General features: G+C 41.9%; 1 protein-coding gene. It reads right to left on the minus strand.

The window, feature by feature from the left end; genetic code table 11:
* Positions 1–120: 120 nt before the first annotated feature.
* On the minus strand, positions 121–3273 hold the full coding sequence (locus AC1DPQ_RS21360; RefSeq protein WP_477610808.1) for a SusC/RagA family TonB-linked outer membrane protein: 3153 nt from the start codon (positions 3271–3273) through the stop codon (positions 121–123).
* Between the last annotated feature and the right edge of the window lie 318 nt (positions 3274–3591).

Raw genomic sequence — 3591 nt, forward strand, 5'->3', positions numbered from 1 at the left:
GGTAAAACTGTGCAGTAACAAGCACAGCATCGGGATCTTCTTCTAGCTTGGAGCAGGCCGAAAGTGCTACTGCTAAAATGGATGCATATATTAAGTTTATCTTTTTCATTGCGATATAGATTAAAATGTTAATCTTAAGCCAGCCCTAACCGATCTGGCGATGGGGTAAATCCCGGCATCAGTTCCTGGCGATACATTACTTCCAGAGGTAATTTCGGGATCGAAGCCTGAATAGTTTGTCCAGGTAAGGAGGTTCTGCCCGGCTACATAGAAATATACATTTGATAACTTTGCCTTAGCAGCGATCTTTTTTGGCAAGGTATAACCCAGTGATACATCTTTTAACCTTAAGAAAGAACCGCTTTCGATAAAACGATCGGAAAACACAGGTGCAGGATCTAATTTGGCCCTTGGAATGGTTTGACTTGGATTACTTGGTGTCCACCGGTTTAAAGCGGTAGCTGAGGCATTTTGCTGCCCGGTAAACAGCTCCAGGGTTTGCATATTCGAGTTTAAAATACTGTTGCCATACGAGCCTTGTATAAATATTAACAGATCGAAACCTTTATATTCAAAATTATTGGTTACGCCAAAAATGAAATCGGGTTGTGCATTGCCAATAATGGCTTTATCTGCAGCGGTTGTAAACAAACCATCGCCATTAATATCTTTGTACAATCTATCGCCAGGTTTTGGCACGGCGCTACCCGTATATTTACCTTTAGTAACTTCTTCACCAGTTTGCAGGATTCCATCGGTTACATTACCATAAAAGCTGCCTAAGGGTTCGCCAACTTTTACAATGTAGTTCCCGCTGATGTACGACTGTGCGCCATTACCAATACTCAGCACTTCATTCCGGTTAACAGAAAAGTTTAAATTGGTATTCCAGATAAATGCGCCGGTAAGGTTGCGGGTATTCAGGCCAATTTCAAATCCTTTATTCAATACCGATCCATAATTCTGTAGCGATGTACCATAACCAGTTGTCCAGGGGATCTCTACATTTAATAATAAATCTTTGGTTTTCTTGTAATAACCATCTAACGTTAATTGGACGCGGTTGTTAAAAAAGCCGATATCCAGGCCAGCATCGTATTGATGGGTAGTTTCCCAGCCCAGTTTATCGTTCGCAATGCGGTTAGGTGCAAAACCCATGGCGGTGGTGCCACCAAAAACATAGTTGAGACTGTATAAAGTTGCCAAAGACTGGTATTGACCAATCTCCAGGTTTCCTGTTGTACCGAAACTGGCACGGACCTTAAGCTCACTGATTGTTTTTTGTAAGGACTCGAAAAATTTCTCATTACTGATTTTCCATGAAGCTGCTGCCGAAGGGAAGTAACCCCATTTGTTTCCTTTCCCAAAACGGGAAGAACCATCGGCACGGATGCTCGAGGTTAAGAAATAACGGTTATCGAAACTGTAATTTACCCTGGCCAGGTAAGAATGTAATACCCATCTCGTGGCATCAGAATAAGGCGCTACCAAGGTTGCACCACTTTGTAAGCTGTTAAAGGTTAAATCGTCGGTTACAAACTTCTGGGCATTTGCCCTGGTGGTTTCACTGGAAAATTCCTGTTGCGTAAAACCGATTACAGCATCTAAAGCATGTTTACCAAAAGCTTTATTGTATGAAAGGGTATTCTCATTTAACCAGGAATAGGAATTATAAGTTCCCTTTCCGGCAGAACCACCAATGGTACTTCCTTCATAAATGGTTGATGGGATATAATTCTTCTCATTTACACTATTTACATCAGCACCAAGCAATACTTTTAAATTCAGTCCTTCAATAATAGTGTATTCTCCAAATGCTGTTCCCAAAAATTTATTGGTGGTTGATTTATTAATTTGCTCTTTTAATGAGGCAATAGGGTTGGCAAATATATTTTCGAAAGGATTACGGAGGGTGTAAGCACCAGAAGCATCGTAAATGGAAGCAGTAGCAGGCATAATCAACAGGCCATTGATGATCCCCGAGGGAGATACATTGGCATCGGCCTTACTTCCGGTAATACTTGCACTTACTTTAAATTTTTCGAAAGGCTGGGCATCTACATTGGCCCTGATACTGATCCTCGAATAATCGGTGTTCTTTAAAATACCGTCCTGATCAAAGTAATTCCCCGAAATGAGATAACGTGTTTTTGGGTTACCGCCACTGATGGTGAGTTGATTGTTTTGTGTTGGTGCACGTTCGAATGCTTCAGCCTGCCAGTCTGTTCCCGCTCCTAACTGATCAATCTGCGCCTGACTCAAATACTGGAAACGGCCTTTGGTTGGGTCGGTATCGTACAAAGCATCGTTCCGGAGCAAAGCAAAATCGTGTGCATTTAAGAGGTCTAACTTCTTTCTTAACGATTGCGTACCATAACTTCCTTCATAGGTAACCGCACTACGATCTGCTTTTCCTTTTTTGGTGGTGATGATCACGACACCATTAGCTCCCCTCGAACCATAAATAGCCGTTGCAGAAGCGTCTTTTAGAATATCAACCGTTTCAATGTCAGAAGGATTAATACTGGCCAAGGGATTAAGTGGCGTACCACTCAACGTGCCTGCCGAAGCCGAACTATTGTACAAAGGAAATCCATCAACTACATATAAAGGTTCATTTCCGCCTTGTACAGAACTTCCGCCCCTTACACGGATACTTACGCCACCACCCGGCTGACCGGATGTTTGGGTAACCTGCACACCGGCAGCAGCACCCTTTAACAATTGATCTACCGAACTTAAGGGTTGTTTCAATGCCGACTTAGAAATGGAAGAAACGGAACCTGTAATGTCGCTTCGCTTCTGCGTGCCATAACCCACTACCACCACATTATCAAGTTGGTTGGCAGCTTCTTCTAGTTTAATTTCAATCGGACTTCCATTTGCTATGATTTCGATGGTTTTATAACCAATGTAACTTACTGTTAGGGTATAAGGAAACTTCTGTCCGGTTACGAACCTAAATTTGCCTTCATTATCGGTTGCTGCAGAGTGGGTAGTTCCGTTAATGCGGATCACTACACCTGGGATTGGCTCTTTAGTTTTCGAATCGGTAACCAAACCGCTGAGGGTAGAGTTAATGAGCGGTACGGTTTGTGCTTTAACCGCAATTGAAAAAATAAATTGAGCGATAATCAACATTCCTAAATGGCGCAAGGTGCGTAAGGAACGGACTGATAATCTGGATCGAACAGGCTTTTCCTGCCCGAAAACTGGTAACGAGAMTTGCGAAGCCGACCCATAGGGCCACCTGACTTCTTCAAATTTTTGCATACTTTTGTTTAGGGTTAAGTGGTAAATTGATTCAGGTGCCAACGCCAATTGAAGACCTGTTTCGATGATTTAATCCAGGGGAGATACATTTGTGTTTCCCCGTTTTTATATAGTTTAGTTTATAAAATTCTTATATGCTATCCTCCTATTGTTTAATGGTTTGTTTTTCCTTTATCAATACCATGCCTGCTCATTTCTTTCCAAATGAATTTTGTTCTGCGTATCTGTTAAGTAATATCGGATCTGGCTTGAAAAAACCAGACAAAGGAATGATTACAAGAGATGTCCTGTAAAATAAGGCAAGGTTCATAATAAGGG

It is taken from the genome of Pedobacter sp. 01T416_2, from assembly GCF_056398925.1.